17 protein-coding genes and 4 pseudogenes are annotated in these 25,930 nt (G+C 69.6%); 6 read left to right on the top strand and 15 right to left on the bottom strand.

What is annotated here, in order from left to right; all coding sequences use genetic code 11:
- Nucleotides 1-33 precede the first annotated feature (33 nt).
- Nucleotides 34-268 (top strand): annotated as a pseudogene (locus ACFU5K_RS14965) (alpha/beta fold hydrolase); the annotation flags it as partial.
- Nucleotides 269-363: 95 nt separating this feature from the next.
- Nucleotides 364-1,392, top strand: coding sequence for a hypothetical protein (locus ACFU5K_RS14960; RefSeq protein ID WP_384060916.1), 1,029 nt, complete (start codon nucleotides 364-366; stop codon nucleotides 1,390-1,392).
- A 62-nt stretch (nucleotides 1,393-1,454) separates the two neighbouring features.
- Here the strand turns inward: ACFU5K_RS14960 and ACFU5K_RS14955 are convergent, their stop codons facing one another.
- The 5 genes from ACFU5K_RS14955 to ACFU5K_RS14935 all read right to left on the bottom strand — a co-directional run bounded on the left by ACFU5K_RS14955 (nucleotide 1,455) and on the right by ACFU5K_RS14935 (nucleotide 8,559).
- The gene (locus ACFU5K_RS14955) at nucleotides 1,455-4,250 is read right to left on the bottom strand and encodes an ATP-binding protein (protein WP_384060913.1); all 2,796 of its coding nucleotides are present in this window, start codon (nucleotides 4,248-4,250) and stop codon (nucleotides 1,455-1,457) included.
- Between the two features lie 203 nt (nucleotides 4,251-4,453).
- On the bottom strand, nucleotides 4,454-4,711 hold the full coding sequence (locus ACFU5K_RS14950; protein WP_384060911.1) for a bifunctional DNA primase/polymerase: 258 nt from the start codon (nucleotides 4,709-4,711) through the stop codon (nucleotides 4,454-4,456).
- Nucleotides 4,712-5,304: 593 nt separating this feature from the next.
- Complete coding sequence (locus tag ACFU5K_RS14945; RefSeq protein ID WP_384060908.1) at nucleotides 5,305-6,756, bottom strand: dihydrolipoyl dehydrogenase family protein; 1,452 nt, start codon at nucleotides 6,754-6,756, stop codon at nucleotides 5,305-5,307.
- 277 nt (nucleotides 6,757-7,033) lie between these two features.
- Nucleotides 7,034-7,879 (bottom strand): alpha/beta fold hydrolase, encoded by an 846-nt coding sequence (locus ACFU5K_RS14940; RefSeq protein ID WP_384060906.1) that lies wholly within the window; start codon nucleotides 7,877-7,879, stop codon nucleotides 7,034-7,036.
- 377 nt (nucleotides 7,880-8,256) lie between these two features.
- Nucleotides 8,257-8,559: an IS3 family transposase gene (locus ACFU5K_RS14935; RefSeq protein ID WP_384060904.1), complete on the bottom strand. Its 303-nt coding sequence runs from the start codon at nucleotides 8,557-8,559 to the stop codon at nucleotides 8,257-8,259.
- A 127-nt stretch (nucleotides 8,560-8,686) separates the two neighbouring features.
- Between ACFU5K_RS14935 and ACFU5K_RS14930 the strand changes: the two are divergent.
- Nucleotides 8,687-8,818 (top strand): annotated as a pseudogene (locus ACFU5K_RS14930) (DUF6009 family protein); the annotation flags it as partial.
- 72 nt (nucleotides 8,819-8,890) lie between these two features.
- Here the strand turns inward: ACFU5K_RS14930 and ACFU5K_RS14925 are convergent.
- The 6 genes and pseudogenes from ACFU5K_RS14925 to ACFU5K_RS14900 form a co-directional block, all read right to left on the bottom strand.
- Nucleotides 8,891-9,832, bottom strand: coding sequence for an alpha/beta fold hydrolase (locus ACFU5K_RS14925; protein WP_384060901.1), 942 nt, complete (start codon nucleotides 9,830-9,832; stop codon nucleotides 8,891-8,893).
- 304 nt (nucleotides 9,833-10,136) lie between these two features.
- Nucleotides 10,137-10,379 (bottom strand): annotated as a pseudogene (locus tag ACFU5K_RS14920) (transposase); the annotation flags it as partial.
- A gap of 489 nt (nucleotides 10,380-10,868) precedes the next feature.
- Nucleotides 10,869-11,426 carry a hypothetical protein gene (locus ACFU5K_RS14915; protein WP_384060898.1) on the bottom strand — a complete coding sequence of 186 codons (558 nt, stop codon included), beginning with the start codon at nucleotides 11,424-11,426 and terminating at the stop codon, nucleotides 10,869-10,871.
- Between the two features lie 379 nt (nucleotides 11,427-11,805).
- Nucleotides 11,806-12,567 carry an MBL fold metallo-hydrolase gene (locus ACFU5K_RS14910; protein WP_384060895.1) on the bottom strand — a complete coding sequence of 254 codons (762 nt, stop codon included), beginning with the start codon at nucleotides 12,565-12,567 and terminating at the stop codon, nucleotides 11,806-11,808.
- A gap of 121 nt (nucleotides 12,568-12,688) precedes the next feature.
- Nucleotides 12,689-13,189 carry a cupin domain-containing protein gene (locus ACFU5K_RS14905; protein ID WP_384060892.1) on the bottom strand — a complete coding sequence of 167 codons (501 nt, stop codon included), beginning with the start codon at nucleotides 13,187-13,189 and terminating at the stop codon, nucleotides 12,689-12,691.
- A 320-nt stretch (nucleotides 13,190-13,509) separates the two neighbouring features.
- Entirely contained in the window at nucleotides 13,510-13,872 is a 363-nt protein-coding gene (locus tag ACFU5K_RS14900; RefSeq protein WP_384060890.1) for a hypothetical protein, read from the bottom strand.
- Nucleotides 13,873-14,051: 179 nt separating this feature from the next.
- Here ACFU5K_RS14900 and ACFU5K_RS14895 point away from each other — a divergent pair, with 179 nt between their 5' ends.
- A complete protein-coding gene (locus ACFU5K_RS14895) occupies nucleotides 14,052-18,140 on the top strand; it encodes a discoidin domain-containing protein (RefSeq protein WP_384060887.1) in 4,089 nt (1,362 codons plus the stop codon).
- 223 nt (nucleotides 18,141-18,363) lie between these two features.
- Here the strand turns inward: ACFU5K_RS14895 and ACFU5K_RS14890 are convergent.
- A pseudogene (locus tag ACFU5K_RS14890) lies at nucleotides 18,364-18,521 on the bottom strand (6-carboxytetrahydropterin synthase); the annotation flags it as partial.
- Between the two features lie 516 nt (nucleotides 18,522-19,037).
- Between ACFU5K_RS14890 and ACFU5K_RS14885 the strand changes: the two are divergent.
- Nucleotides 19,038-19,409, top strand: a complete 372-nt coding sequence (locus ACFU5K_RS14885; RefSeq protein ID WP_384060883.1) for a YbaB/EbfC family nucleoid-associated protein — start codon at nucleotides 19,038-19,040, stop codon at nucleotides 19,407-19,409.
- Nucleotides 19,410-19,951: 542 nt separating this feature from the next.
- Complete coding sequence (locus tag ACFU5K_RS14880) at nucleotides 19,952-20,473, top strand: sigma-70 family RNA polymerase sigma factor (RefSeq protein ID WP_384060881.1); 522 nt, start codon at nucleotides 19,952-19,954, stop codon at nucleotides 20,471-20,473.
- On the opposite strand, the gene ACFU5K_RS14875 is transcribed toward ACFU5K_RS14880, so the two are convergent.
- From ACFU5K_RS14875 to ACFU5K_RS14865, 3 genes are all read right to left on the bottom strand, one after another.
- Nucleotides 20,416-22,593 (bottom strand): BTAD domain-containing putative transcriptional regulator, encoded by a 2,178-nt coding sequence (locus ACFU5K_RS14875; protein ID WP_384060879.1) that lies wholly within the window; start codon nucleotides 22,591-22,593, stop codon nucleotides 20,416-20,418. The genes ACFU5K_RS14880 and ACFU5K_RS14875 overlap by 58 nt on opposite strands.
- Before the next feature lie 511 nt (nucleotides 22,594-23,104).
- Complete coding sequence (locus ACFU5K_RS14870; protein ID WP_384060876.1) at nucleotides 23,105-25,057, bottom strand: MFS transporter; 1,953 nt, start codon at nucleotides 25,055-25,057, stop codon at nucleotides 23,105-23,107.
- Between the two features lie 86 nt (nucleotides 25,058-25,143).
- Nucleotides 25,144-25,635, bottom strand: coding sequence for a MarR family winged helix-turn-helix transcriptional regulator (locus tag ACFU5K_RS14865; protein WP_384060873.1), 492 nt, complete (start codon nucleotides 25,633-25,635; stop codon nucleotides 25,144-25,146).
- Nucleotides 25,636-25,930 lie beyond the last annotated feature (295 nt).

Here is a 25,930-nt window from a genome sequence, read left to right as displayed (position 1 = left end):
CCGGGCCTGTGACCCATCTGCAAAGGGAACACCATGCCCATCACCGTCGGCCAGGCGAACTCCACCAACATCGACCTGTACTACGAGGACCACGGCACCGGGCGGCCGGTCGTCCTCATCCACGGCTATCCGCCCAGTGGACAGTCGTAGGAGCAGCGGTCCGCGGCCCTTCTCGACCGGCCACCGCGTCATCACCTACGACCGGCGCGGTTTCGGCCAGTCCGGCCGGCCGGGCACCGGCTACGACTACGACACGTTCGCGGGGAACGGCACACTCGGGAAGCGGGCAACGTGTGATCCAACTGTCCTGTGCACGGCCGCCGGTGAGCTCATACGTGTCCGTGAGGGCTTATAGTTTCGCTCATGGTCGAACCTATCCCCGCTCAGAAGCGGCCCTATGTGGTGCCCTGGTCCGACGAGGCACAGGAAGTGATGGCGGGCGACCTGGTCACCGCTTTCGCGTACGGGACTCCGGCCGGAGGCACTGTGACCATTCCGGTCTCCCCGACCGGGCTCGTCGACCGGCACCTGGGATCCGTCGGGGTGACCACGTCGCTGGCCTTCAACGGCAAGTTGCGACATATCCTGCGCGACCCGCACGTGGCCATGGCTTACCACACACGTGAGCACGGCTTCGCGACCACCGACGGTTTCGTCCTCGCGCAGGGCACCGCCACTGTCCCCCTCACACCCTCACCCGAGGTCCTCGACGCCCTCAAGCCACGAATCGAGCGCTTCCTGGGGGCTATGCCCACCGGGCGGTTCTGGGACTGGGTACTCGGTGACTACCTCGACAACCGCGTGGTCATCGACATCGCGGTCCGGCGCATCGCCTCCTGGCCCGACGGACACGCGGCAGGCGGCCTGTCCGTGTCCGGTGCCTCCTGGCCCGGGCAGCAGCCGGATGCGCAGGAAGCACCGGCGAAGGGGACCGGTCCGCGGGTCGACACCCGGAAGCTGTACGGGCAGGTGACCAAGCTGCCCCACCAACTGCTGTCCTGGCGCGGGGCGGACGGCTACCCGTGTGTCGTGCCCGCCCGTGTCGCCGGCCACGACGCACAGGGCCTGCGCCTGGAGACCGCCCCTGGGCTGCTGCCGGAGGGGGGTCGCCGGGCCGGCTTCACCGCGCACTCCTTCGGCCCGAAGGCCGTCGGGCTGTCCAACCGCATCTGCACCGGATGGCTGAAGGTCACCGGCGGCACCATCGTGTACGCCCCCCACACCACCTCCGGTTTCACCGCCCCGCCGGTCAAACCTGTCCAGCTGTTCTTCAACGGCATGTTCGCCAAGCAAGGCTGGCGAAAGGCCAGACGCGAAGGCACCCTGGCCGAGCTCGCGGAAATTCAGAGCACCCGTCCGGCCGTCACCGTCTCCCGTTCCGAAGGGGCGTAAGACGGAATGCCCCCGTGCAACAGCGCCCCGGCGGGGCGCTGTTGCACGGGGGCATCGTGGGCTCAGCGCCCGCCGTTCGCGTCGAGATCGGCGAGGGCGTCGCGCAGTGCGGCCCGGGAGGAGATGCCGAGCTTGGGGAAAATCTGGTACAGGTGGGTGCTCACGGTCCGGTGGGAGAGGAACATCCGCTCGGCGATCTGCTTGTTGGTCAGTCCGGTCGCCGCCAAGGTCGCGATCTGCCGTTCCTGGGCCGTCAGAGACACCGGGCCCGCTGTCGCCGCGGCCGGGTCGGCCTGACCGCTCGCCCGCAGCTCGGCAGACGCGCGCGCCGCCCAGGGCGCCGCGCCCAGCTGTTCGAATTCGTCCCGCGCCCGGGCCAGGTGCTGCCGGGCTTCCATCGGCGCCTGCTTGCGCCTTAGGTGTTCGCCGTAGAAGAGGCGCACACGTGCGACGTCGAAGGGCCAGCGTTCCGGGCCCGGCAGGGACAGGGCCCGCTCGAACGCTTCGAGAGCGGCGTCACCCGGCGTGGTCAGCGCCTCACCGGCCCGCACTAGCAGTTCCAAGCGGGGTGAGAGCGCGGCCATCGCGGAATCACGCATCGCCACCACGTGTGCGGCGGCCTCCTCGTTCCGGCCGGTCTTGATGGCTGCCTCCACCAGGTCCATGGAAGCCCACATGGCATGCGGCACGTAGAGGGCGAGGGTCCCGGGCCGGCTCAGGGCGGAAGCGTGCCGGAAGGCTGCCTCGAAGTCGCCCCGGCCGATGGCGGCCAGGGCCCGGGCGTGACAGGCGAAGTGTACGGCGCCCCGCGCCCCGCGCGGCGCCGACCATCTGACGATCTCGTCGGCAAGCGCGGCACTGGTCTCGGCGTCGCCCCGTACGGCCGCCAGCAGCGCCTGCGCGTAGTGGAAGTACCAGGTGAAGAACCGGTAGTCGTGTTCCGCGCACAGGGCGAGGCCCTCCTGGGCCAGCTCCGCCGCGGCGTCCCACCGGCCGTGGTGGTAGTAGTCCAGGCACAGATCCATCAGCGCGCCCAGGTGGCGGCGCACAGGAGCCGTGCCGGCCCGGCCCTGCTCGACCACGCGCCGCGACGCGTCCCGCAGGTCCGCGAGCCGGTCCGCGTAGAGCGAGGCGATACCAATGCGCATCACACGCGCGGGGTCGGAGGTGGACTCGATCCCGGCGAGCAGGGCGCCGAGCCGCGGCAGTGCCTCGGCTCCGGTGCGTGCGGGATCGGCGAAGGTCCGGATGGTCACCCACAGCAGTTCGGGTACTTCGGGCGTGAGCCGGTCCACCGCCCTGAACAAGGGCTCCCACATCTTGGGGTCACCACTGAACGAGCACAGCAGGATCAGGGTGTGCAGGGCCTCACCGAGGGCGCTGTCGTTGGCGTCGTAGCCGTGGTCGCCGGCCTCGATCGCGCCGACCAGCAGACGGTGCGCGGTATCGATGTCACCGTCCCGGTTGATCAACAGGAACGCTGACGCCGCCGCGGCGTGCAGCGAGTCCCGGCCGGTGGGGTGCACCAGCCGCGCCCCCGCGAGAAGCCGCGAGGCGTCCTCCAGCTCGCCGCCGGCGTCGGCACCGATGTAGGCAGCCTCCGCCAGGCGCCGGCTCTCGTCGGGCGCCGCGGGGCTCAGCCCGGCCGCCCGGGTCAGCGCCGCCACCGCCCCCAGAGCGTCACCGCGCCGGATCCGGTGCCGTGCGGTCTGCTCCAGCAGGGCCGCCACCGCCTCGTCGGGACCGGGGGCAGCCTCCCCCAAGTGCCATGCGCGGCGCTCCGGCTGGTCGGTCAGGACGTCGGCGAGCGCCCGATGCGCTTTCCTGCGGGCGGCGGTGGTCGCCTCTTCCACGACCGCCGAACCGATCAGCGGGTGCCTGAAGCTCAGCCGCCGGGTCAGGTCCGAGATCGTCACCAGCCGGTCGCGCTCGGCGGGTCCGAGTTCGTCCGCCACGGCCCGCCCCGCCCCGGCCGCCTCGATCACCGCCAGATCACCGGTTCCGTCCAGCGCCGCGATCAGCAGCAGCTGACGGACCCGCTCGGGCAACGCAGCCACCCGCGAGGCGTACAGCGCCTGCAACCGCTCCCCCAGGGGCAGCACGGCCGGGACAGCGGCCAGCATCTTCCGCTGCGCACCGGTCAGCGCCGCCGGAAGCTCCACCAGTGCCAGCGGGTTGCCGCGCGCCTCCGCCGCGACCCGGCGCCGCACCGCGGGAGAGACATCAGGGTGGGCGTGGGCGAGCAGCTGGGCCGATGCCCGGGCGTCCAGGGGCTGTACCCGGTACTCGGTCAGGCCGCTGGCGTCGAAGAAACTGTCGGCTCCCGTGCGCGAGGCCGCCAGAAAGCCGATGCGACTGCCGACCAGCCTCCGGGCGACGAAGCCGAGCACGGCGTTCGTGGCCCGGTCCAGCCATGGCAGGTCGTCGACGATCAGCAGCAACGGTTTCTTCGCCGCGGTCTCACGCAACAGCAGCAACACCGCCGTGGACGTCAGCAGACGGTCCGGCGTGGGGCCACCACCGATCCCCACCGCCACTTGCAACGCGTCCCGGTGCACCGGGTCCAGCACGTCGAAGGAATCAAACAAAGGCACGAGAAGCTGATTCAGGCCGGCGTAACTGATGTCCGCCTCGAACTGAACACCCTCCGCGCGAAGGACCCTCGCTCCGTCGTTCGTCGCTGCCACGGCCACCGCGTCCAACAGCGCGGACTTGCCCACTCCGGCCTCGCCCGACAGCAGCAGCGCTCCCCCCTGCACAACGGCGTCGTTGAAGAAGGAGCGAACGAATTCCAGATCGCTGTCCCGGCCGATCAACGCCATCGATTCTCGGGAGGTTCTCGGGTCAAGGTCGTTCATCGGGCTACCTCCAACGGCCACGATGCAAGTGCGGCCCGGTGGTGTCCGCCGACTAGCCATGCCCGCTCGAGGCTCGGTACGGCCCATGCAATCACCCTGGACAAAAGATGTCCAGATTTCGACGAGTACTCTGTCTCCCCGGTACGCCAGCGGCCTGGTAAAGGGGAATCCCGGGGAGCGGCGGCGCAGGCGCCGGGCCGACGTCACAGCGGCAGCATTATCCCCAGTTGCCGCATGGCTTGGAGGGGGGTGCCGCCTTCGGAACGTTCGGTCTGGTGTCGCCGACGGGGTACAGGACCGGCGTCGGCGAGGTTACCGGGCGAAACGATATAGCTGCCGTGGGCACGGATGTCGACCTGCCAGGCCAGGGCCCGGCCGGGGCTGGTTCCGACCGAGGGCTGCCAGTGACAGTGGTCCGCGACCCGGTACCAGACGTGGAACCCGCCGGAGGGGGTGCGCACACGCAGAGTGGCCGAGTCGTCCGCGGGGGCTCCGCTGTCCGCGCAGGGCTGCGAGCACAGCGATGCCAGGCCGGTGAGGTAGACGTCGTCGGTGATGGGGATGCCGGGCAGAATCGCTGCAGGTGACGCCTACGCCCATTTGCGGGTGGCGCCACCACCACTCTGCCGGATCCGGCGGCGACCGGTGTCCACCAGCGACTGTCCGGCAGCTGAAGCTGTCAGGGCGGGCAGGCGTGGGTCGCTGCGAGAGAAGCCCAGCCCAGCAGCCATGTACACCCCTTGCCAGCGACCGCAGCGACTCAACGATGGGCACAGACTGGCGAGCGCGACCCTTGAGGGCGTGGAGCACATGCGAAAGGAGCGTGCTTCCGTGTCGATGATGCGATCAGCGAGAAGTGCGTCAACGACCGAAGGAAGAGGGCCAGCGACTGGGCCCTCCGTCGCTGACTGGGGACGCCATGAAGAAGTGCAGGTCAGCGGGGACTGACCACCTCAAAAAGTGACTGAAACGACCGAAGAGATTTTCAGTAGCTGTTCCTTCAGCCGCTTCAGTCGCAGACGGCAGCGACCGGAGGCCGCACAGGCGCAGCCGACTACTGGTCCTCTCGGTCGCGGTACGTCTCCAGCAGGCGCAGCCACACTTCGCTGATGGTGGGGAACGCCGGTACGGCGTGCCACAGCCGCTCCAGGGGGACCTCGGCGGTGATGGCGACGGTGGCCGAGTACACGAGCTCTGCCACACCCGGCCCCACGAAGGTCGCCCCGACGACCGTACGGCGGTCGCGATCGATGAGGATGCGGGCCCTGCCGCGGTAGTCCGGGCGGTACTGGACAGCGCCGGCGAGGTGACCGATCTCGTAGTCGACCACGTCGACGGCACGACCGGTGCGCACGGCCTCCTGGGCGGTCAGGCCCACCGCCGCGACCTCCGGGTCGGTGACGACGACCAGAGGGACGGCGCCGGTGTCGGCCGTGGCGGTGTGCGGCCCCCAGGGAGTGGTGTCGGGGGCCGTGCCGCCGGCCCTGGCGGCGATCACCGCGCCGGCGATCCGGGCCTGGTACTTGCCCTGGTGGGTGAAGAGTGCACGACGGTTGATGTCCCCGACCGCGTAGAGCCACTCCCCCGGTACGGCGGACACGGTCAAGGCGTCGTCCGTGGTGAGCCAGCCCCCCGGAGCCAGGCCAACCGTCTCGAGGCCAATGTCCTCGGTGCGTGGAGCCCGGCCGGTGGCGAACAGGATCTCGTCCGCGGTGATCTCCTCGCCCGAGGAGAGGGTGACCACCACTTCGCCGTCCGGACCGCCCACCCGCTTCGCGGTGGAGAGCTTCGTGCTGAACCGGATGTCCACACCGGCTTCCCGCAGGCGCTCGGTGACCAGCTCGCCTGCGAAGGGCTCGATGCGCGGAAGCAGGCGCTCCTCGCGGGCAAGCATCGTCACCCGGCTGCCCAGAGCCTGCCAGGCGGTGGCCATCTCTGTGCCAACGACCCCGGCACCGACAACGATCAGCCGACCTGGCACCTCCTTGGCACTGGTCGCCTCCCGGCTGGTCCAAGGGCGCAGGCCGTCCGTCCCCGGCAGGTCCGGCAGGGCCGCGCTGCTGCCGGTGCAGAGGGCGACGGCGTGCCGGGCACGCAGACGTATGGTGTCCCCTTCCGGGGTGTGCACGACCACCTCACGGGGTCCGGACAGCCGCCCGTGCCCGCGCAGCAGTTCGATCCCGGCCGACTTGAGCCACCCGACCTGGCCCTCGTCGTTCCAGTCGCCGGACATGCGGTCCCGGTGCGCCAGGACGGCAGCGCTGTCCAGCGGTCCGGCGACGGCTGGGTCGAGGCCTGGTACGTGCGAGGCGTCAGCGCGCAGCAGCGCGGCGCGCAGCAGGGCCTTGCTGGGCTCGCAGGCCCAGTACGAGCACTCGCCGCCGACGAGTTCGCTCTCGACGATGACCGTACTCAGGCCGGCGACGGTGGTGCGTTCGGCGACGTTCTCCCCGACCGGGCCGGCGCCGACTACCACGACGTCGTAGGTGCGGATGTTCTCGGTCATGGACCCTCCGGTGAATACGCCGCGCTGGGGCAGGCACGAACGGGAACCCGGGGGCGGTCCCGGCCGCCCCCGGGGGACTCGGTGGTCAGCGGCCGGGCGGGCGCTCGGCGACCGGCGTCGGGACGAAACCCCAGTGTCTCTGTGCGGAAGGTCTTCGCACGATCGACGTCGGACACAGGTATGACGAGGACCTCGAGCTTCATGTCCATCGAGGGGATCTCACTTCCAGGTTCCTGATGAGCGGGTTTCGTCCGGTGATTGCTGGTGTTGGTGTGGGTCAGTGGTGGGTGGTGGTGTGTGCGGCTTGTTCGATGACCTGGGCGACGCGGTGGGGGTGTGAGACGGCGACGGAGTGGCTGGCGGCGATCTCGGTGGTGTGGGCGTGAGCGCGGTGGGCCATGAAGCGTTGTACGGCGGGGGGGATGTTGAGGTCCTGGGTGGTGATGATGTCCCAGGTGGGGATGGTCTTCCAGGCGGCGGTGGTGGCCTTTTCCTCGAGGGCGGCCTGGCTGACGGGGCGTTGGGCGAGGGCGGCGAGGGCGGCGGTGTTGCGGGGGACGTCGGCGGCGAACTGGTGGCGGAACTTGTCCTGCTGGATGTAGAGGTCGGTTCCCTTGGTGCCGTCGGGCAGGGTGTAGGGGGCGGGGTCGAGGGCGTCGGGGAGGGTGGAGCCGGGGAACTTGTTGGTCAGCTCCAGGGCGGTCTCGCCGGGGGCGGGGAGGAAGGCGGCGACGTAGACGAGGGCTTTGACGTCGGGATGGCCGGTGGCGGCCTCGCTGATGACATTGCCGCCGTAGGAGTGTCCTACGACCACCTTCGGGCCCCTGATGTGGTCCAGGACGCTGCGCAGGGCGGCGGCGTCGTAGGCGGGGCCGCGCAGCGGGTTGGCCGCGGCCACCACCGGATAGCCGTCCGCCCGCAGTTCCTTGGCCACCCCGTTCCAGCTCGAGGAGTCCGCGAACGCGCCGTGCTCCAGCACGATCGTCGGCTTCGGCCGGTCCTTGCTCCCACCGGCCTCCGGCTGCGCACTGGCCGGACTCGCCAGCGCGAACACCCCTACCGTCCCCACCGCAGCCACCGACGACACCACACCGGCCACCACACGACCCCTGCTCTTACCCATCACACCAAACATGACAATCACCCTTCGGAAGACTTAGAACTGTGTTGCGGAACGTTTCACACGAATCCAGTACGGGGCCGTCGCCGGCCGGGACCGGACGGCCAGTCTGCGCGCGGTTGTTCTGTTCACGCACACCCGGTGGCCGGACTCGGTACGCCCACTGTGCCGTGCGACGGGGTGTGCCCACATCAGTCACATGACGGTCCGATGACACTGGTTCGCCCGGAGTGCTGAGCCATACGACTCGTGGTCCGCCGGCCCTGCGGCAAGTCACCTTGAAGTGACCCCTCAGGTTCCGACACTTCCGTCATATGCCGCGAGGTCCAGCCGTTGATGGCAGCGGATCCTCGCCTGCGGCGCGGTGAAGTCCCGCAGGATCAGATCCGGTGCGGCGGCGCCGTGCGGTCCTGTCGCGTCAGCGACCGCGACTTCCGTCGCGTTATCCCGGCGATTTCACGCTCCCGCATGATCCGGGCGACGCGCTTGCGGTTCACCACGTGACCCTGGTCCCGGAGTTTCCGGGTGATCCGTAGGGCCCGTAAGCTCCCCCGGGAATCGGTATGGATCTCCCGGATACGGCAGGCCAGACCCTCCTCCGTATTGACCTTCTCCTGCCGCGCCTCCTTGTTCTGGTGCCAGGCGTAGTAGCCGGAGCGGTCCCAGCCGAGAACATCACACATCCGCTTCACCCTGTGGGCGCCTCTGTGTTCGTCGACGAAACGGAAGCGGATCACCGTGTCGGTCTCCCGCGCGAAATAGGCGGCGGCTTTCCGGAGGATCTCGTTGTCCCCTTCAGCCGGGCGTTCTCCCGCCGGCCTCTACCGCGAAGGTGCCCCCGGAGAAGCGGTCGACCCACGCACCGTCGAACCCAGGAAACCGGGGTCGAAGACCCCGCGCTCACAGAGCGGTTCGGTGGCCATAGCCACATCGGCGCCCTGAACTCCCGGAGAGGCGGCGCCGGGTCGGCTCCGCCGGGCCAGGGTCCCCGCACGATGGTGCGTCCCCACGTCCTTACGCGGCACCGGCCCCCGGCCCAGCGGTCTCACTGACGAAATCACGGACCGTGCCGGCGAACAGCTCGGGCTCCTCGATGTGCCCCATGTGCCCGCTGTTCTCCAGCACCCGAAGCCGTGAGCCGGGAATCAGCTTGTGCAGTTCCTCGCCCCAGCGCGGACCGCAGATCACGTCGTGCCGGCCCACGACCACCAGTGCCGGCACAGCCAGCTCCCTGAGCGCGGCGCGGTCGTCGATGGTCTCGGGGGAGAGACACTCGTCCAGCCCTGAGATGTACGTGGCCCGCACCGCGTCCCGGAACGGGGCCAGCCGCCCCTCCTGGCCCCAGTAGTCTGCGAAGTACGACGGCAGCACGCCCCGGGCGACCATCACGGTCGACTCGTCGTCGGAGATCGAGGACATCGCGCTGAATGCGGCGAGCACATCAGGGAGGCCGGGATGACCGGCGTGCCGGGCCGCGAACTCCTCGACCCTTCGCGCTGCCTCGGTGCCGTGCTCCGCGCCCGTGACGGGCGCACCCTCGTACAGAATGACGCCGGCCAGCCGTCCCGGGCGGGTCAGGGCGTGGTGAGCCGCGACGAACGCGCCGTGCGAATGCCCCAGCAGATGCACCTTGGGCACCCCGAGCCGGTTGATCACCTGCTCAACGAAGCGGCTGTACCGCTCTCTCGTGTAGCCATGCGGATGTGACGGGAGCCGACCGGACTCACCGGTGCCTATCGGCTCCAGATACACCATGGTCAAGTGTTCCTCGAGTGCCGGCATGCGCAGGTAGTCCCAGAAGATGCCAGGGCCTCCCGAGTGCACCAGGCACACCGGGCCGGTGCCGTGGACGTGGTAACGCTGGAGGATCCCCCCCACTCCGAAGGAGTGAGTGCCCTGGAGGAGGGGGCCGGTGCTCGACCGGGGGCCGTCGGTCAAATATGCCGTGGTGCGCATGGGGGTCTCCCCATCTGTGTGGGTCTGCCTGACACCGAAACGACGTTGGAAAGGGGGGCCCAGAGTTCGAGATCCGGTGCGTGATTCACGTCACGCCCCCGGCCGCAGTGTCACCTCGCGCACGGGGATCATCGGGTGGGTGTGCCTCAGAGAATACGTTTGACATCTCACCGAGGCTGGTTCCTGCCTTCTACGAGAGCGTGGACGCAGGACCAGACAGGCAGACGACCAGCGCAGTCGCCAGACATCCTACGCGGCATACGTGTGTCACCTGCGGGGGGCAGCGGCAACCATGCCGTGGGCGTTCGCGCCCACGCAACGATCGGCGGGAAGACGCCTCGTGTGTCTCGGCGGTGGTGCTGGTCACGTTCTTCCCGGTGGTACTGCGGAGATCACCGCGGGCCCGGGCCGTACGTACCCAGTTGCGCAGTGTCTCCCGGCTGATCCCCAGGTCCTGCCCCACCGAGGATTAGGTGTGGTCCGGATCCGACAGGTTCAGCGCGACGGCGTCAGCCTTGAACTCGGACGGGTAGGCCTTCATCACCATAAAGGGTCACCCTCTCCCGACTCTCATCAGAGCCGGATCTTGGGTGTCTACCGTTCGGGGGGAGGTCCCCACCCGCCCCCTGGCCCAGTCCGGCTCGTCGGCAACGGCTCCGTGGCCGTGCAGGGTGTGAACCGAGCCCCCGTCGCCCGGTGCAACAGCGGCCACGACAGGGGTGTACGCCCGGGTCCGCAAGTCCCCGGACCCGGACCGAGGCTGTGCGATCGAACCTTCCGGCTCTGTTCGACGGCTGGGCCGCTCCCGTTCCCACCCTCCTCGGCCACAGCACGGGTTCTCGCCCACCGCTCCTCTACGTCCTGCCCGTGCCCCACAAGCGGCTTCCTTTCCGGCCCGTCCCGGGAAAGGAAGCCGAACCCGCTCCCGCGCGCTGCCCTGGTACGAGGGAAGGTACGTGTTCAGCCCGGTCCCACGCCGTCCTACTCAGTCCTGGTGACCGGTGTGAGGGTCAGCCTCGGCCCCCGTGGTGGCGGTCTAGCCTCGGGAGTCACCGACGGGGGAGTACATCACCGAGCGCTGCTGCTTGTGGCGGCGGATACGGCCCTTGGCAACAAGCGACTCAAGGGTGTTGCGTACGACCTGTGGCGTCGGCGTCCGGTTCGGGTGCCTCTCCAGGAGCTCGTCACGCAGTTCATTGGCGAGACGAGGCTCCTCATATGTACGGAGCAGGTCCATCAACAGATCTCCGAGCAGAGGCTGGCGCGACTTCCCCTTCGCGGCCGTCTTCTCGGAGGCCTTGGCCGGCGCGGAGTGCCGGGGCGCCGTCCTGCCGAGGGAGGAGGTGCCCGCGGCACCTCGCTTCGCCTGTGTGAGCGCGGGCTCGTGCTGTGCCTGCTCGGGCAGACGGGACGGGTCCGAGGAACCTTCGTACCGCTCGGCGAGATGCATGATGTCCGACAGGAGGGCTTCCTCCTCCTTCAGCGCAGTGATTTTCTCGGCAAGTTCCTGCTGCAGACGACGGTTTGTCTCCAGGTCCGACGCGGCTTGTTCGACGTACCGCGTTCGGAGCGTGGCGGCTGATTGGCTGGTCACAACCGTTCACTCCCTCGTATTGGATGATGCTGCGCATGGTACCCACGCAGTAGCGGATATGCAGAAAAGTGCAACGCCGCCAGACAGCCGACTGCGCATGTCTCGGTGACAGGAATCGCCGGTACACCCTGTGCCGTACGGGGAGGCAATACCCTGCCTGGCCCGCTCGGTGCCCGTGATCGGCTCATGCACATATATGGACCTCCAGAAGAGACATGCCCGCGAAACGGTGTCGTCGAACCGCCCGCATCAGTCCTTCACGGGATACATGTCGGATTCCGGTGTTTTCGCCGAGACGCTGCCAACCCGGGGAGTGGGCCCTGGGCGGCTACCCACCGTCCCGTTGCCGGGTTTCGACTGGCCGTTTCCGGTCCCGGAGCTATCGCGCCGCACGCTCACGTGCTGCGCTGGCCGCCGCCTTCACGGAGCCGCGGTGCACCGGCCCGTGGCCGGGTACGAGGACATCCGCGTCCACACCCTCGATGACGGTCAGGGCGTCGAGCGCCCGGACGCGGTCGGCGTGGAACATGGCAGGCAGCAACTGGGGACCAGTGACACGCGAGGTGGGGTGGGCCGTCACGAGGGCGTCGCCGCTGACCAGGATGCCGCTGCCCGGGAGGTAGTACGCACAGTGCCCTCTGGTGTGACCCGGCGTGTGCACGGGCACGGGCGTTCCGGGCAGGTCGAGCGCCCCCGGGGCGGGAAAGCGGCGAGGGCCGTGCACGGGTACGGGGGTGGTTCCCCCGGCGCGCAGGGCGTGCACGGCCCAGGGGAGCACACCTGGCCGCCACGCCTGGGCGAGAACCTGCCCGATGGACACCTGGTCGAGGAAGTCGCGACGCGCGTGCGGTACCTCCTCCCTGTGCATGAGCACCGGCGTACCGTGGGTGGCCCGCAGACGTTCGACCGAGCCGATGTGGTCGTTGTGGGCGTGGGTGACCAGAATCGCGGCCACGGACTCCGGGGTCATCCCGACGGCGTCCAGCGAGGCGAGCAGGGCCTCGTGGTCGCCGGGGTAGCCGGTGTCGATCAGGGTGCAGCTGTCACCGTCCTTGACGATCACCCAGTTGGTGTTGCTGCCCGAGACCGAGTACACCTCGGCCTCGACGCGGACGATGTGGTCGCGCAGTACCTTGGGCATGGCGTTCCGTTCCTGTCGATGCGTGCACGTGCCTGCGTGTCGCGGGGGGACGCAGGCAGGTGCGGTGGGCGGGCACCAGGCGAGAACCGTCCGCTCCGGCGGTGACGCACGCCCGGCCGTGTCACTCGGCGGCGCGCTCCAGGTCGGCCGGCGTGGCTCCGGGCGGGCCGAGGATGACGTCCCCCAGCTCCTCGGTGAGGGCCTGGAACAGGCCCATGTCCCACTCGGTGTCCGCCGTGGCCAGATGAGCGGGTGTGCCACTGCGGCGGATCAGCTCCGCGAACTTGCCGGGCGAGGTGATGTTGAGTGTCCGCGCGCCGTCCGCTCCGGCCTTGATGGTGTGGGGCGTGTTCATCGGGATCGCGTAGAAGTCGCCGGACCGCAGCGTGAAGGTGTCCGGACCGGCCCAGACTGTCAGGGCCCCGGAGACGACCCAGATGCGCTCCTCGTAGCCGGTGTGGAGATGCAGCGGCGTCCCGGCGCCACTGGGCAGCGTGATGTCGGACAGGTCGTGACGGCCGTCGGTCTCCTCCGCTGAGGTGAGGATGGAGAGGCTCAGATGCTGGCCGAGGACGAACTGACGGTCCTGGGGGACGGGCGGCGGCGAGGGGAACTCGCTCATGGTGAACAGCTCCTGGAAGAGGGATTCTGCGAGGGCGGGGCGGCGCACGGACGCCGCGCGGGCACGCGAAACGCTAGGGACATCCAAGAGCGCCTCGGGGATGGTGGGACCCTACACCCAAAATGTGCATACGTGTGACAGGGAGGGTGCCACGGCCCGAATCTGCCCCGGTCTGTCCGAGTGAGGTCCGCCCGGGACGAGGCGCCGGGCCCGCACACCTCGGTCCCGTCGCAGAGGCCCACGGGTACAGGGGTTCCTGCTCGTCGATCAGGCCCCCGCACCGTCACGTCCTCGATCCGCAAAAGCCGCCCGGACTCGGGTCACGAGTAGCCGAATCGCTCCTGTGGGGTGGCGCAGACGCAGCGCGGACCGGCGGACGTGTCATAGGCCGGCAAGCCGAACGAGGCCCGGCTGTGGAGCCGGTCGGCGGCCTTGCGTTCCGCCGGTCTTGCCCGTGCGTACGGCGACATGCCCGGCAAACGCCGGTAGCTGAAGAGCGGGGGAGAGGCGAACGCGACGTAGCCGGCCCCGCCGAGATGAGGGTGCCTGGGCCGGTCCTGACCGTTCAGGCGTCCCTTCTCGTCCAGTGCTCGGCGGTCGGAGATATGTGTGAACAGCCGCGAATCCAGGTGCGCGGCCGGAGCGACGAAGACGCAGCGGCATATGTGTGTGACAAGACGCATGTACCCGGTCACACGGGAGCGAATACTCCCGACCTCAGGCAAAAACAGCCCGGCCTCTCCAGGGCCTTGACAGGGATCCTTTGCCGTCGGAGCCTATGGCAACGTTGTCAGGGCTGCACGAGGCGCTTGGCCGTGCCACGCGTGTCCTTCGGACCGACCTGTGATTGGACGACTCACCCATGGCTGATCAGGCGAGGCCGCCCGCGCGCCCCTCCCGGCGCTCCGTCGTTGTCACCGGCTCAGCACTGCTGGCCGGGTTCGGCCTCGGTACGGGCTTCTCGACGGCCGCAGGGGCCGCCGAACGCACCGCGAAGGGACCCGGGGCCCCGGCGGCGTCCGGGGAGATCGCCGCCTGGCGCCCCGTCGAAGTCTCCTCCCAGGCCTACGCGCCCGCACCCGCCGAGTTCGCGGTGGACGGCATCCCCGCGCAGGGCGTCCGCGGGACCGGCTGGCGTGCGGAGGCGGGCGACCCCCAGTGGATCTCGGTCGATCTCCAGGCCGACTGCCGGGTCGACCGGATACGGCTGACCTTCGAGGCCGACGCGAGCGACCCTGTGTTCACCCCGCGCTCCGAAGGCAACCCGCGCCAGGGGACCACCGGCAGGGAACTCCTCTCCAGCTACGCGACGGAGTTCGTCGTCGAGACGTCCCGGGACCACCACTCCTGGACCGGCGTGTACCGCACCACCGCCGGAACCGGCGGCATCGTCGACATCCCGCTGCCCGAGCCGGTCGCCGCCCGCTGGGTGCGCATGACCGCCCGCAAACGTTCCAACCCCAATCCGCTCGGCCTCAACGGGTTCGAGGTGTACGGCGCCGTGGCGGGTCACCGTCCCGGTGCCACCGGCTGGACCGACTGGGGGACGCACCGCGGCGCGGCCCCCGAGCTGGCCGTCGCGGCCGACGGCACCGTGCCGCTGGAGTCGGGATGGACGCTCACCCTCGACGACTGGGCCGGCGTCGACGGCGCGAGCCTGTCCGGACCGGACGTCGACACCAGCCGCTGGCTGCCCGCCACCGTCCCCGGCACCGTGCTCGGCTCCCTCGTCGAGCAGGGCATGCTGCCTGACCCCGTCGCCGGCCTGAACAACCTGCACGTCCCAGAGGCGCTGTCCCGGCATTCCTGGTGGTACAAGCGGGATTTCGACCTGCCCCGCGGACTGCGCACCGGCAAGGGCCGGCACCTGTGGCTGGAGTTCGACGGCGTCAACCACAAGGCGGAGGTCTGGCTCAACGGCAGTGCGGTGGGCGAGGTGACGTTCCCCTTCGCCCGCTCCGCGCACGACGTCACCCGCATCCTCGCCGACCGGGGCCGCAACGCCCTAGCCGTGCGGATCACCCCGATGCCGGTGCCCGGCAGCCCCGGTGACAAGGGTCCAGCGGGCGAGGCATGGGTGGATGCTGGTGCCAACCAGATGAACTCCAACTCGCCGACGTACCTGGCGTCCTCGGGCTGGGACTGGATGCCCGCCGTCCGCGACCGCGGCGCCGGCATCTGGAACCACGTGCGGCTGCGCTCCACCGGTCACCTCGTGATCGGGGACCCCCGCGTGGACACCGCGCTGCCCGGCCTGCCCGACCTGTCGGTCGCCGAGCTCACGATCACCGTCCCGGTCCGCAACGCCGACTCCGCCGAGCACCGGGTGACCGTCTCGGCCTCCTTCGACGGCGTGCGCGTCTCCCGCACGGTGACCGTCCCTGCGGGCGGCGACACCGAGGTCACCTTCACCCCCGACGCCTTCAGCCGGCTGCGCGTGCGCGACCCCCGCCTGTGGTGGCCCAACGGCTTGGGCGAACCCGCCCTGCACGACCTCACCCTGACCGTCGAGTCCGACGGCGCCGAGAGCGACCGGCGCACCACCCGCTTCGGCATACGTCAGTTCGGCTACGAGTACGACACCCCGCTGCCCTTTATGCCGTCTGCGGACGCCTGCACCCAGAGCGTCGACCTCGGCGCGCAGCGCGCCCGGCACGTCAGGGTCCGCTGCCTGACCCGGGCCACCGGCTGGGGGAGTTCCCTGTGGACCCTTTCCGTGTTCGACGGTGCCCGCACGGGCACCGACCTCGCCCTGCACGCGCCGGCCGAGGCCTCCAGCACCGACGAGGACGGTCACGCGGCGGGCAACGTCACCGACGGCGACCCCGGCACCCGCTGGTCCTCCGCCTTCGAGGACGACCAGTGGATCCGCGTCGACCTCGGAACCACGCAGTCCTTCGACCGGGTCGACCTGGTCTGGGAACAGGCGTACGCGCTGACCTTCGTCGTGCAGGTCTCCGACGACGGCGACCAGTGGCGGGACGCGAAGTCCGTCGACAACACCGCGGTGCCGCTGCCCTTCAACAGTGGCGACGCCAGCCTGCGCGTGACGGACTTCGCCCCCCGCACCGCCCGCCACGTCCGTATCGCCTGCGGCCTGCGCCACACCAGTTGGGGCAACTCGCTGTGGTCCCTCACCGTCATCGACAGTGACCGGCCGGGCACCGACCTCGCTCTGCGCCATACGGTGAACGCCTCCACCGAGGAGGCCGACCACCCGGCAGCTCACGCCACCGACGGGAACCCCGGCACCCGCTGGGCCTCCGCATACGAGGACCAACAGTGGATCCAGGTCGATCTGGGTTCCGCGCAGCGCTTCGACCGGGTGGCGGTCCTGTGGGAGCAGGCCTACCCGAAGACGTACACCATCCAGGTCTCCGACGACGGGGACTCCTGGAGCGACGTCACGACCGTCACCAACACCCCCGACCCCTTGAAGATCAGCGTCAACGGCGTCCGCGTCCTGGTCCGCGGCGGAAACTGGGGCTGGGACGAACTGCTGCGCCGCATGCCCGCCGACCGCATGGACGCGGCCGTGCGGATGCACCGCGACATGAACTTCACGATGATCCGCAATTGGGTCGGCAGCAGCAACCGCGAGGAGTTCTACGCCGCCTGCGACGAGCACGGCATCCTGGTGTGGAACGACTTTCCCAACGCCTGGGCCATGGACCCGCCAGACCACGACGCCTTCACCTCCGTCGCCCGGGACACCGTCCTGCGTTACCGCATCCATCCGAGCGTCGCCGTCTGGTGCGGCGCCAACGAGGGCGACCCGCCGGCCGCCGTCGACGAGGGCATGCGGCAGGCGGTCGAGAGGCAGGCGCCCGGCATCCTCTACCAGAACAACTCCGCGGGCGGCATCGCCACCGGCGGCGGCCCGTACGGCTGGGTCGAGCCGGAGAGGTACTTCGATCCCGCCACCTACGGCAGCAAGGACTTCGGCTTCCACACCGAGATCGGCATGCCGGTCGTCTCCACCGCCGCGAGCACCCGGAACATGGTGGGCGACGAGAAGGAGTGGCCGATCGGCGGGGCCTGGTACCACCACGACTGGAGCGAACGCGGAAACCAGGCGCCGCAGAACTACAAGGCCGCCATCGAGAAGCGCCTCGGCACCGCGTCCGGCCTGGACGACTTCGCGCGAAAGGCGCAATTCGTCAACTACGAGAACTTCCGTGCCATGTTCGAGGCATGGAACGCCCACCTGTGGGACAACGCCAGCGGGCTGATGCTCTGGATGTCCCACCCGGCCTGGCACAGCACCGTCTGGCAGACCTACGACTACGACTTCGACGTCAACGGCGCCTACTACGGGGCCCGCGTCGCCTGCGAGCCCCTGCACGTCCAGGCCGACCCGGTCTCGGGACAGGTCATCGCGGTCAACCACGGCCGCCGGCCGCTGCGGCACGCGAGGGTCACCGCCGAGGTGTTCAACCTCGCCGGCCGGCGTATCGGCAGTGCCCGCAGCGCCCGCGTCGACGTCGAACCGGCGGCCACGGCGGAGGCGTTCACTGTGGCCTTCACCGATGCCCTGCCCGATCTGCATCTGCTGCGGCTGACCTTGGAGGACGGCGCGAGCCGGGTGTTGTCCCGCAACACTTACTGGCGCTACCGCACTCCGGAGGCGATGCGCGCCCTCAACCACGCCCGGCAGGTCAGGGTCGGGGCCTCCATCGGGCACGTGTCTCGCGTCGGGAACCGCCGGGAGACCACCGCCACGGTCCACAACCGTGGCTCCGCGGTCGCGGCGATGGTGCGGCTGTCCCTGCTGGACGCCGACGGCGGCGACCGGGTCCTGCCGACGCTCTACGGCGACAACTACCTGTGGCTGCTGCCCGGCGAGTCCCGCACGGTCACCCTGTCCTGGCCCGCCACCGCCCTGCCCTCGGGCCGGCCGGCCCTGCGGGTGGAGGGGTACAACGCGCCTGCGGCCACGGCCCGCGGCTAGTGCCGCGACCGGCGATGTTTGCCCGGCAGGAGCGTCGGCCGGTGCGTGCGATCGCAAGGCGGCCGGAAGTCCTTGTAGCGGAGCTACCAGGGCTTTTGGCCAACGCAGCGAGCGTGCGTGCTGGGCGGCGCGACGGGGCAAAGCTTGCCGGGAGGGGCACTCGACGCCGAAAGGGCCGCCCCGGTCACCGGAAGGACGACCGGGGCGGTTCCCTTCCTGTCCGCATTGTTCCGAGTTCCGTGGTCGCCGGACCGATACCCACGACGATGGCGTCCGCGTCCAGCTCGGCCCTCAGGAAGGTGGCGTCCACGGCCAACGTGGCTCCGTGTCTGCGCTGCGCGGGGCCGAAGCCCCGCTGCCGGGGCTGCGGGCGGCCACCATGCGGTCCCGTGAAGTGATGCCGGGCAAGGGTGTCCCATATCCGAGGCCGATGGTACGTGTGATGTATCGGCACGGGGCATACCTGTCGGAGCGGGCCAGGAAGGCGGACGGCCGGAGCCCGGAGAATGCCCCGAAGCCCTGCCGACGGCCCCCAGGAGGCCGAAGGTGTGAACCAGGCGTGCCGATATCTCGTTTCCCCTCTGTAGCGGGAGGCTGCCGGCGTCACGGCACCTCGCGCTCGTCCCGCCCCTTCCTCCGCTCAGGCGGAGACCCAGGAAGCCGGACGCCCGAGTGGATGTGAGGAGAGGCGAGACCATATGGGAGCCGATGCGCACAGCCGCCGGCGCGACCTGGCCGGTGCACCGGCCTCGGCGTCGGTACGAGCGGCACGTCACGTCCCTCGACCCTGCCGCGAAGTACGCCGACGGGCCCTCGCACGGCCGTTGTGACGGCATGGCGTCCCCGGGCGGTTTCACCGGCACAGGAGCAGAGATGGACCCGTCACCAGGAGGCCGTTTGCAGCAGGTCCTCGCCGAGTTCGCCGCGCAGCACCGTGCCCTCAGCAGGGCCAGGGAGCAGCTGAGCGGGCTCACGGTCACCGCACAGTCGAGGAACGGAGCGGTGGAGATCACCGTAGGTGCGGACGGCAGGGTCTCGGCGGTTCACTTCACCGGTCACCGGTTCAGGGAGATGTCGGCACGGGATCTCGCCGAGAGTGTTCTGGAGGCCCGGAGGACGGCTCGGACCGAGGCCGCCGCACGTGCCACGGCCATCGTCATGTCCGTGGAGCCCCGCCTGGCGGAGTCTCTGGCGCCGGTGCCGTGGAGCGAGGCGGTCGCGGACGGCGTGTCCGGACCCCGGTCGGTGACGGCCCGTTCACGGCCTTGAGTGGTGTCGTCGAGAGTGGTGCACACACCGAAAGCGAAGCCGCGCCGCCATCCCCGGTCCCCCAGCGGCCACGTCCGCAGCGGCCGCTGTGGGGCCAGGGCCGCCCCGGGGCGCCGTCCACCGGCCGGAACGGTCCGCTGCCCGCGGAACTCCGCGACGCCATCGTCGCCCTGTGCGTGTGCGACGCCGTGTGCGATGGCCTCGGGGGCGGGACCTGCGGTGTCCAGGAGTGTGTGCGGCCGGACGTTCCGTGGCGACGGGAGACACCCGGTGGCCGTGACGTGAGACACCTGGCGGCCGACGGGTTTCGGTGGTGGTGCACTGGGAACAGTGTCAGGACGGGAAGTCGCCTGGTGGCAGCCGGTCCTTCGGGTGTGCGGCCGGCCGCCCTGCCGAGTGTTTCCGGTATCTGGCTGGGGCGGTACCACCGCGTCACTTGTGCGGCACTCTTCTGACAGCCGGCTCTGCATACATTGCGCACGCGGGGGCTACATCGGCCTCCGGTCGCTGCATGACAGAGAACCAGGACGGCTCAGAGGACCATGGTTACGCCCCCCACGACAACCACCCGGGCAGAACTGCTCGGCACCATCATGAGGGAACACCGGGACGGGCTTGTCTCGTACGCCGAGAAGATGCTGGGCGACCACGGGCTCGCGGAGGACGTCGTCCAGGAGACGGTCATCCGTGCGTGGCGGAACATCGACCGGCTGATGCGGATGGAGGGCTCGGTTCGGGGCTGGCTCTTCACCGTGACCCGCCACCTGGTCATCGACTGGGTGCGCAAACCTCACGCACGCAGGGAGGTAGTGGGCACCACCTACAACGACCCGGCGTCCGGCGGCGACGGCACCAAGGTGGTGCGCGACGCCCTGGTGGCCAAGCATCTACTGCGCCGGCTCTCCCCCGAACACCGCGCAGTACTGGTCCACATCTACCTGTGCGACCGGACCATACAGGAGACCGCAGGGATTCTCGGCGTGCCGACGGGAACGGTCAAGTCCCGTCAGCACAACGCGCTGCGCAAGCTCCGTACCGCGCAGCCGCTCGACGAGGTCGCCTGAGCCGGCGTCGGCTCGTCGAGACACATCTCCAGCGTGGAGGTGAGCTGCCGACGGAACGATTCGGCTCGGGGGCAGTTCCCCATGTCCTGGATGAGCGCCGGCAACAGGTGCTGCTCGGCGACGATCCACTCGGCGGCCTCCGTGCGTCCGTGGAACCGCTGTGGCCGGACCCCCGGGCGGGGAGGCGGCAGGACCACGGTGCTGCGGTGCGGTGCGAGCAGTGCGGTCGCCGCATCGGCGCTGTACAGATAGTGCTCGAACATCCTGGCATGGGCGTCGGAGCGCAGGCCCGGCGGGTCCAGGACCTCACTCAACGCCGCCGCGTAGCTGCGCAGCAGCTCGTGGCAGGTGTAACGGCCCGGAACGAGTTCGACGAGCATGTGGTGATCGGCCAGTTCGGCGATGTCCTCACGCACGGTGCGCAGGTCGGTGCCGGTCAGGCTGGCGGCGGCTGGCTCGGAGATGTCCCGCGAGGGATGAAGGCTGAGCAGCCGGAACAGCAGCGCGGCACCACTGCTCAGAGCTCCGTACGAGCGTGAGAAGACACTTTGGGTATCCGTACGGGCGTCGCGACTGGACAGGGCGGCGAGGCTGTTCCGGTCCTCCCGCAGCTGGGTCACGAGCGAGGCCAGGGGGAACCGCGGCTGAAGCAGTGACCGCGTGCTGGCGACGGCCAGCGTGAGCGGCAGGCCTCCGCACAGCTTGACTATGTCCTCGGCGGCGGGGCGTTCGTTCCTGATCCGGTCGGCGCCCAGTCGGCGGTCGAGGAGTTCGAGACCCTCCTCGCAGGTCATGGGATCCAGCGTGATGACTCGGGCGTTGTCCGTGACGGCCAGGCCCTCCAGCCGCCGTCGACTGGTGACGATGGCGAGACAGCCCGGCGTGGCGGGCAGCAGCGGACGTGCCTGTTCGCAGTCACGGGCGTCGTCCAGCACGATGAGCAGGCGTCGTCCGGCCAGTGCGGTGCGGTACGCCGCGCCGAGGGCGGTGGGAGTCTGAGCCGGGCCGTGGACGATGCCGAGCGCATCGAGCACTTCGGCCATGGCCCGGCTCGGGTCGAGGGGCGGCCGGGATGCGTGGTAGCCCTGGAGGTCGATGTGGATCTGCCCGTCGGGGAAACGGTCGGAGACCATGTGGGCCCAGTGCACCGCCAAGGTCGACTTGCCGACCCCCGCCATCCCGCAGATGGCTGCGGTCATCGTCGCCGGGCGCCTCTCGTCCTCCAGTGGCAGCAGCTCCAGGCACTGCCGCAGCACCTCCTGGCGGCCTGCGAACGGCACGCAGCCCGCGGGCAGCTGGGCCGGCCTGAGGACCGTCCTCGGCTGTGGCTCCGGCGCGTCCTTGCGCGGCCCCACTCTGCGGCGCAGCAGATGTTGCTGCGCGGCCCGCAGCCCGGAGCCCGGCTCGACTTCGAGTTCCTCGGCCAACGTGCGGCGGATGCTCTCGAACTGCTGGAGTGCCTCGGCCTGGCGGCCGGTGGCCGCCAGGGCAGCGATGATCCGGGAGTGGATGGCCTCGTCGAACGGGTGGCAGTCCAAGGCACGCCGTAGCACCGTCAGGACCTCCTCGATCAACGCGGGCGCCGCGCTCAGCACGACGTCGGCGGCTTCCTTCGCCGTCGCCACGAACTCGTGTCCGACCGAGGTGAAGACGGGGTGCTGGGACACGTGGGTGCCGGCGGCGGCAACGGGGCCGCGCCACAGACGCAGCGCGTCGACGAAGTCCTGGGCGCCCTGCGCGGGGTCGCCGCCCTTGACCGCGAGCTGTGCCTGCGCGCGGAGGGCACGGAAGCGCAGCAGGTCGGAGGTGGAGGTGTCGACTTGCAGGCGGTATCCGTCGGCGGCGCGTACCAGGTGTTTCGCCTGTGTCCGGCTGCGCAGCTCCGGCTCCAGCGTCCGGCGCAGCGCGCCGATGTGGCGGTGTACGACGTTGACGGCACTGGGTGGGGGGTCGTCGTCCCACAGTATGTCCACGGCCTCGCTCAGCGTGAGGGGGCCGGGTGCGCGTAGTAGCAGCAGGGACAGCAGGGACAGTCGCTTCGGCGGACCCGGCTCGAGTTCGGTGTCGCCTCTCAGTACCCGCACGGTACCGAGGATCGAGTAGCGCACTGTCGCGTCCATCTCGCAGCCGACCTTCGCCTTTCACTACGTGTTGCTACGGCGTCGCACACCCGAACCCTCGTCACCATTTTAACCGGTGACGTAATTGTCTCGCGGTGGGCCCCGCCGACGGGGACGGAGGGGCCCGGCCTGTTGTGGCGTCCCGGCTCGGTGCGGCAGTTCGGCGCGGTGAACGCCACACTCGGCCGATCTGCCCGATGCAGTGTCAAGCGGGCGTGACACCCAGGTCGGCGCATGGTGGACCCTGGTGGTGCGCCGGAGATCTCATGCCGCCCCTCTCGGGTGTGTGGCGCCGGGCGGACATCCGCCGTTCATGGCGGAGTGACAATCGGACTTTTAAGTCCGTTCATAGTAACCGAACCTTTGGGTCCACTTTCCGTGGCCCGCGACGCCCCCCGGCCGAAGTCGAACGACGTCGGCCGAGGGGAGGAACGGGATGGAAACGGATACGGCGTCGGTCTCCGCAACCCGTGCCGCGTCCCGCAGACCGCTCGGGCGCGGAGCCCGTCGCTCAGTGGCCGGCGTCGCTGACGTCGGTGAGGAGGATGTCGTGGGCGACTGGTTCGTCGACCACGGCGATCCTGGAGGTCTGGGGCTGATAGCCGTCGGCGCCGACGATCAGGACGTACGACCCCGTGGCCGGCACATCAACGGCGTAGAAGCCGTCGGCCTCGGCGACCGACCGGCCGAGCTGTCGGCCCTCCTGGGAGACCAGCGTGACGATCGCCCCCGGCACGGGGGCGTACGCGGCGCCGCGTACGCAGCCTCCGACCGTGATGCCGCCGGAGTCGTGCGCAGCCCCGGCCAATTCCGGGCCGGCCGTCGAGTCGACCGCGGCAGGACGGTGCGTGGCCGCCGACTGCTCGGCCGGAGCTTTGGAGGCCACTTCGGACGCCCCGTCGGCCGGGAGCGGAGCCGCCGAGGAGGCCATCACGGACGTGGCATCCGCAGTCTGGGAGAGGGCGCCCTTGGCACGCAGGGGGACCTCCTTGATGAACAGCGTCACCAGGAACGCGAGCAGCGCGACCGGCGCGACGTACAGGAAGATGTCGCCGATGCCGTGCCCGTAGGCGCTCTCCAGCCAGGTGCGCACCCCCGGCGGCAGCAGGTCCAGGTCGGGGATCGCGCCGCTGCCGGAGGCCTTGGCGGCCGCAACCTGCTCCTGGGGGCTGAGCTGCCCGATGGTCTCCGCGGCGTAGTGGCTGATCCGGGTGGACATGACCGAGCCGAGCACCGAGACACCCACCGCGCCACCCAGGGACCGGAAGAAGGTGACCGTGGAGGAGGCGGCGCCCAGGTCACCCGGAGCCACCTGGTTCTGCGTGCACAGCACCAGGTTCTGCAACGTCATTCCGACGCCGAGACCCATCAGTGCCATGAAGATCGCGATGTGCCAGTACGGGGTGTCGTACCGGAGTGTGCCCAGCAGACCCAGACCCGCTGTCAGCAGAACACCGCCGGCCAGCAGCCAGGACTTCCACTTGCCGGTCTTGGTGATGATCTGGCCGGAGAGCGTGGACGAGACGAAAAGACCACCGATGAACGGGATGGTCATGATGCCCGACCGGGTCGGGGAGTCACCGCGGGCGAGCTGGAAGTACTGGCTGAAGAAGACGGTGCCCGCGAAGAGCGCGATACCGACGAACAGCGAGGCCAGCGAGGCCAGCGCGATGGTGCGGTTGCGGAACAGGCGCAGCGGGATGATCGGCTCGGAGGCCCTCGTCTCCACGAACAGGAAGACCAGCGCCAGCACCACGGAGGCACCGACCAGGATGTACGTCTGCCAGGACAGCCAGGCGTACTTGTCGTCGGCGAAGGTGACCCAGACCAGCAGCAGGCAGACGGCCGCGGTGACGAAGAAGGCGCCGGCCCAGTCGACCTTGACCTTCCGCCTGGCCACGGGCAGGTGCAGCCTCTTCTGCAGGACGACCAGTGCGACGGCTGCGAAGGGCACGCCGACGTAGAGGCACCAGCGCCAGCCGAGCCAGCTGGTGTCGGTGATGACGCCGCCGAGCAGCGGGCCGCCCACGGTGGCGACGGCGAAGGTGGCACCGAGGTAGCCGGAGTAGCGCCCGCGTTCGCGGGGGGCGATCATCGAGGCCAGGATGATCTGCGACAGGGCCGACAGACCACCACCGCCCAGGCCCTGAATCACCCGCGCGCCGATCAGCGTCGCCGGATTCTGTGCCAGGCCGGCTGCGACTGAGCCGAGGACGAAGACGGTCAGGGCTATCTGGACCAGGGTCTTCTTGCTGAACAGGTCGGCAAGCTTGCCCCACAAGGGAGTGGACGCCGTCACTGCCAGCAGCGAGGAGGTCACGACCCAGGTGTAGGCGCTCTGGCCGCCACCGAGGTCCCCGATGATCTCGGGAAGGGCGTTGGTGACAATGGTCGACGACAGGATGGCGGCGAACAGGCCGAGCAGCAGCCCGGAGAGCGCCTCCATGATCTGCCGGTGCGTCATCGGAGCAGCGTCGGAGGAGCCTCCTCCGTGCTTGGTGTGTGCCCGCACACCGTCTGGTGTGGATGTTGCCACGGGCTTCCTCTTCTTCACGTGATGATCAAGGGTGTACGGGTGGACGGTGCGCTCCTGGCCGGCTGTACGGGGACCGGACCGTGGTCGTCGAAGCTGGCCCTGAGACGGGCCATAAGCAGGATCAGCTGGCCGACCTCGTCGTCGGACCAGTCGCTCAGCCGGTGAGAGAGCAGCTGAGTGGTCCGCTCGGCGATCTCTTCGAGCCGCTCCTGTCCCTCAGGCGTCAGACGCAGGATGCGCGAGCGCTTGTCAGCGGGGTCGGGGGACCGTTCGATCCAACCGCGGTCGACCGCATGTGTGACATGTCGGCTGGTCACCGACATGTCAACGGCGAGCAGCTCCGCGAGTCTTCTCATACGTATGTTACTTTGGCGACCGATCAGTGTCAGTACGGCGACGGAACCGCCGAGGCAGTCGGGCGGCAAATTGCGGCCCAACTCCCGCTTCACAGCGCCGAAAGCACTGAACTGACGCACCAGCTCTTCGTACTGCGTCCTCTCCGCCATGGGTACCTACCTCCTGATTTTTTTGCTTGAGGCAACCGTAGATAGGTTTGTTGCCGTCGGCAAACAAAAATAGGCATTTATGCACCAAGGCTTGGCAAAAGGCATGCAGTGCCCTCAAAACACCCAGGCGGGAAAGGGCCTCTCCGTATCCTGAGAGGCCGGGCAGAAAACATGTGTCTTCGGGTGGTGGCGGACCACCACGAGGTGACCCCGGTGGTGTGGACACTCTGACAATGGATCTTTCGATCCGAGGAAGGGTGTCCTGGTGGGACGTAAGTCTCCGTATCCGGCGGAG

The sequence above is a fragment of the Streptomyces sp. NPDC057428 genome, assembly GCF_042803195.1.
Lineage (GTDB): Bacteria > Actinomycetota > Actinomycetes > Streptomycetales > Streptomycetaceae > Streptomyces.
The sequence above is the reverse complement of the archived record's forward strand: the minus strand, read 5'-3'. Positions and strand labels throughout refer to the sequence as shown.

What these genes read in the sequence shown, in the direction of transcription:
- ACFU5K_RS14960 (WP_384060916.1), top strand. Translation starts at nt 364, where the DNA reads ATGGTCGAACCTATCCCCGCTCAGAAGCGGCCCTATGTGGTGCCCTGG.
- ACFU5K_RS14955 (WP_384060913.1), bottom strand. Translation starts at nt 4,250, where the DNA reads ATGAACGACCTTGACCCGAGAACCTCCCGAGAATCGATGGCGTTGATC.
- ACFU5K_RS14945 (WP_384060908.1), bottom strand. Translation starts at nt 6,756, where the DNA reads ATGACCGAGAACATCCGCACCTACGACGTCGTGGTAGTCGGCGCCGGC.
- ACFU5K_RS14940 (WP_384060906.1), bottom strand. Translation starts at nt 7,879, where the DNA reads ATGGGTAAGAGCAGGGGTCGTGTGGTGGCCGGTGTGGTGTCGTCGGTG.
- ACFU5K_RS14935 (WP_384060904.1), bottom strand. Translation starts at nt 8,559, where the DNA reads ATGTGTGATGTTCTCGGCTGGGACCGCTCCGGCTACTACGCCTGGCAC.
- ACFU5K_RS14925 (WP_384060901.1), bottom strand. Translation starts at nt 9,832, where the DNA reads ATGCGCACCACGGCATATTTGACCGACGGCCCCCGGTCGAGCACCGGC.
- ACFU5K_RS14910 (WP_384060895.1), bottom strand. Translation starts at nt 12,567, where the DNA reads ATGCCCAAGGTACTGCGCGACCACATCGTCCGCGTCGAGGCCGAGGTG.
- ACFU5K_RS14905 (WP_384060892.1), bottom strand. Translation starts at nt 13,189, where the DNA reads ATGAGCGAGTTCCCCTCGCCGCCGCCCGTCCCCCAGGACCGTCAGTTC.
- ACFU5K_RS14900 (WP_384060890.1), bottom strand. Translation starts at nt 13,872, where the DNA reads ATGCGTCTTGTCACACACATATGCCGCTGCGTCTTCGTCGCTCCGGCC.
- ACFU5K_RS14895 (WP_384060887.1), top strand. Translation starts at nt 14,052, where the DNA reads ATGGCTGATCAGGCGAGGCCGCCCGCGCGCCCCTCCCGGCGCTCCGTC.
- ACFU5K_RS14880 (WP_384060881.1), top strand. Translation starts at nt 19,952, where the DNA reads ATGGTTACGCCCCCCACGACAACCACCCGGGCAGAACTGCTCGGCACC.
- ACFU5K_RS14875 (WP_384060879.1), bottom strand. Translation starts at nt 22,593, where the DNA reads ATGGACGCGACAGTGCGCTACTCGATCCTCGGTACCGTGCGGGTACTG.
- ACFU5K_RS14870 (WP_384060876.1), bottom strand. Translation starts at nt 25,057, where the DNA reads ATGACGCACCGGCAGATCATGGAGGCGCTCTCCGGGCTGCTGCTCGGC.
- ACFU5K_RS14865 (WP_384060873.1), bottom strand. Translation starts at nt 25,635, where the DNA reads ATGGCGGAGAGGACGCAGTACGAAGAGCTGGTGCGTCAGTTCAGTGCT.